Here is a 3586-nt window from a genome sequence, read left to right on the forward strand (position 1 = left end):
GAAAATACGGCAGGCGTTAAGCCGACCTATGAAGTGAAGAGCCTGCTACAAATTTTAGAAATGAAAATACGGCAGGCGTTAAGCCGACCTATGAAGTGAAGAGCCTGCTACAAATTTTAGAAATTGCGGAAGTGGCGGAAGAAAAGGTAGTCTCATATTAATCTTGTTAAGATTTGTCGAATAGTTGATATATTGTAAGTTACGGTAGATGTATTTGAAAATCGTGCATATAATTTCATATACTAAGATATGAGACAAAAAAGATGGCACCAAGTCAAAACAATTTTACTGAAAGAAAACAGAAATAAAATTAGAACCATTTAAACAAGCTGGAATTGAAATTGAGGATTAATGTGGAGAAGGTTTTGGAAAACAGAAATAACACTAAAWAATATATTTAGCTGTTTGTAATTGGTCATTACAAACAGCTAAAAAAAACGATTGCCTCTTAGGATCCAAGCAATCGTTTTTTTATTTTTTTCGGAGATGAAATTTGTATTTTTATACCCTATCTCCATCAAGTTTAAAAAATGTTTGTTCCCCAGTAATGAAAAAAATGAATTTAATTCTCATAAATAACTGTAAAGTGGTAAAAATTTCGTTTTGGGTGTAATTTAAAATCTTAAGTTAATGGGCATGGGGTGGAACCCTTTCCTTGTTTAGACCGGATATCCGCCTGTTGGCGGTGGCCAAGCACTAAATAATCTGCGAATCAGCACAATTTCTCCTAAATGGTAGGAGTTATGAGATGCAATATTCCGTAGAACACCGCCAGGGGTTTCACCAGGCCATTCCTCCAATGTTTTGTCCAATTGAACAGTTTGGGCGATCGTGCATGCCTGTTCAATCCCTTGAAGAAAATACTGAATAATCTGTTGCCACTCTTCCTCACTGCCAGGGCATTCTTCTTCAGGCCAGCTCTCTTTTACATGGGCAGGCAATGCAGGCTTCTTCCCCTGAGCGGATAATAAGAGAAAATCTTGCCAATAGGTCATGTGTTTCACTAATTGATAAATAGAATAAGGCAGTTCCTCTCTGCGTTTTCCCGCAAGCGCCACGTCTATATCCGAYAAAGCATTCTTGATGGGAAGATGTCCTCGTTCTCCTCTTAACGATTTTACTAATGCCTGGCTAAACGCTTTATTTGATTGCTCCATAATAACTGACTCCCATCCTGTTTTATTTTCTAATTTGCTGATTTTATGATTCCGTCTTTTTTATATGTACTAAATAAATTATAGAAGCTTTACGACTATTAAGAGAAAGTAAAATAAGGCAAGAATCACTGACTTCTTAACGTACAGGAAATCGTAGGTTTTTATTTGATTAGTACCTTAATGTACAATTGTATTAACAGATAAATCAAAGGTTCGAATGACAACATTCAGGTCTGCGTTAATGTCAGCCACTTTTGATTTTAGCTTTTCCGATCCCTCCTGAATTTTATCCAATTGATTTTATTGTGAATGAACTATGAGTTGATTATAATAATTAGAGTGAACTCTAAGTCAAGAAAAAAATAATAAAAGGATAGTTATTCTATTATGAGGGAGTTCGCGAAGCAAAAATAGCGCTACTATACTAAGGTCTTTTACGTGTTATAATGCGATAATTAAATATTCGTATATACATAGTTTCTCAGAGTGATGCGATGTCATGTATGAGCTGTGTAACAACTAGAGGTGAGTGAAGGATGTTAACGTTTTTATTTGAGTTAGACAAGGCTATCCCGCAGAAGGATGAGCCACGGTATGCCGCTTATACAAATGGCTTTATTGAAGGGGATTTAACAATTCGCGTGAGTGACAGCGTATTTTTTCAGAAGTCATGCATGAAGGTTGCAGAGCTTGGCATTTATTTAGGACAGTGGATGGAACAAGTGCAACATGGGCAGAAAGAACAATTGAATTATGAAACGAGTGACCGTGAGGAAGTAATTCTCGGATTCGTATATGAAGAGGAAGATCAGTGGAGAGTTTTTTCCAGTTGGCAGCAATTTGAACTTCAAGAGCGTATATCAACTACAACATTAGTAGAGAGCGTTCAACGCTATTTATATGAGCTAAATAAGGAACTGCGCGCGATAGGATATCCTGTGACGTTTGATCAGTACTTAAGAGGAGAGCGAATGATGCAGCTTTCTTATAAACGACTGTGTGATAGTAAAGCGGATACGACTTCGATAGAGGTTTACAATGGAAGCGAAGGAGTAGGCGCAGTACGGGGCTATTATAAAAATACGTTGATGAAAGTGCTAGACTTCATTCCGAAAGTCGGTAGTAATATCATTTATGAAATAAAGGATAGTAAGAACAATATTCGCGTCATTGCAAAGGATGTAAGTAGGCAGCGTCAAAGAAGGATTTTAGTAACGTACATCGATAATAATGATGCAGAGCATGAAATACTTGTATGTGACGGAAAGTTATTAGATGCAAATTTCTTATTTACTTTTACATATAAGACAGAAGAATATGTTGTTCACAAAACTTCAATTGGGCTTGGAAAATTATTACGAAACGGCTATGTAATCGCAGATTGGAATATTCGTCTTGAGGAAGATATGTATTATATCGAGATGGATGTATATGATGAGGATTATATAGAGGATCAATACTTACTGTTAGGTGTATTTCATGCTGTTTTGTATGGGTGATAAAGTGAAACTTTAATCAGTGGGGGTCTTATTGCCCGTAAATAGTGGGATAAATGAGAAGTACCGGTATTCTTCATGGAAAGAATACTGGTATTTTTTATGTGGTTCTGGAAAAAGTACGGTATTTTCGTTGCAACATACTGGTCGCTTTGATGAATGTAGTGATAAAAACCATAAAAAATAGGCGTATCAAGCAAAGTGTTGATACACCTTAAAACTACATTGTTAAACAACATGTGTCGTCTAGTATATCTTTAATTACTTTAGATTCAGTATTATATATTAAACTTGGTGCTCTTTATTAATCCTCAAAAATAAAAACCTTATCAATTGTACTATGTAGTGCCCTCGCTATATCGTGAGCAAGCTGTAAGGAAGGGTTATACTTTCCTTTTTCGAGATGGCTAATCGTTTCACGACGTACACCAACCTTTTTCGCTAAATCTTCCTGCGTCATATGTACTTTGGCACGGTATTCTTTTATCTTCGTTACGAACGCCATGGTGCATCTTCCATTTCATCAACTGGTTTATCGTAAAAGAAGATAGAGAATCCGAATGTAAGAATGAGTGTGCTGAAAATAAGAGCAATATCAATCTCTTGTAGTGTAGGATTCGGAAATAACATTTCAATAAAGATAATGATAGCTGTTGTTAATATTGTAATAATGAATGCATTTCGGCACGATTTATTGACAATTTGTTCAAAAAGCTCATCGTGATGAACTTTTCTATACGTCGTGAAAAAGGAGAAGAAACAGAACATAGTAAACAATCCTTTTTCATAAAAAAATCCGAGAAACCCAAAGAAACCTAGAAATCCTAAATATTTTATCCAAGTCGTTTTCATGATAGATTCTCCTTTCGATGTTAGAAATAAAGTGAAGGCTAATAATCAGTGGGGGGGTGTTCATCCCCCACTGATTATTAG

Annotated in this window: 4 protein-coding genes and 1 pseudogene; 2 read left to right on the plus strand and 3 right to left on the minus strand. The window is 35.9% G+C overall.

Going from position 1 to position 3586, the window contains the following annotated elements; all coding sequences use genetic code 11:
• Positions 1-62: 62 nt before the first annotated feature.
• A pseudogene (locus AC1DJR_RS21920) lies at positions 63-161 on the plus strand (YjjG family noncanonical pyrimidine nucleotidase); the annotation flags it as partial.
• 498 nt (positions 162-659) lie between these two features.
• On the opposite strand, the gene AC1DJR_RS21925 reads toward AC1DJR_RS21920, so the two are convergent.
• On the minus strand, positions 660-1157 hold the full coding sequence (locus tag AC1DJR_RS21925) for a DinB family protein (RefSeq protein WP_002013992.1): 498 nt from the start codon (positions 1155-1157) through the stop codon (positions 660-662).
• 536 nt (positions 1158-1693) lie between these two features.
• On the opposite strand from AC1DJR_RS21925, the gene AC1DJR_RS21930 reads away from it, so the two are divergent.
• Positions 1694-2656 carry a tubby C-terminal domain-like protein gene (locus AC1DJR_RS21930; RefSeq protein ID WP_429687594.1) on the plus strand — a complete coding sequence of 321 codons (963 nt, stop codon included), beginning with the start codon at positions 1694-1696 and terminating at the stop codon, positions 2654-2656.
• Between the two features lie 301 nt (positions 2657-2957).
• On the opposite strand, the gene AC1DJR_RS21935 is transcribed toward AC1DJR_RS21930, so the two are convergent.
• A complete protein-coding gene (locus tag AC1DJR_RS21935; protein WP_429687595.1) occupies positions 2958-3158 on the minus strand; it encodes a helix-turn-helix transcriptional regulator in 201 nt (66 codons plus the stop codon).
• Positions 3146-3505, minus strand: a complete 360-nt coding sequence (locus AC1DJR_RS21940; RefSeq protein ID WP_044443320.1) for a DUF2178 domain-containing protein — start codon at positions 3503-3505, stop codon at positions 3146-3148. The genes AC1DJR_RS21935 and AC1DJR_RS21940 overlap by 13 nt, the downstream gene beginning before the upstream one ends.
• Positions 3506-3586: the final 81 nt, after the last annotated feature.

The sequence above is a fragment of the Bacillus sp. 05T31 genome (assembly GCF_056396725.1).

What these genes read in the sequence shown, in the direction of transcription:
- AC1DJR_RS21935 (WP_429687595.1), bottom strand. Translation starts at nt 3,158, where the DNA reads ATGGCGTTCGTAACGAAGATAAAAGAATACCGTGCCAAAGTACATATG.
- AC1DJR_RS21940 (WP_044443320.1), bottom strand. Translation starts at nt 3,505, where the DNA reads ATGAAAACGACTTGGATAAAATATTTAGGATTTCTAGGTTTCTTTGGG.
- AC1DJR_RS21930 (WP_429687594.1), top strand. Translation starts at nt 1,694, where the DNA reads ATGTTAACGTTTTTATTTGAGTTAGACAAGGCTATCCCGCAGAAGGAT.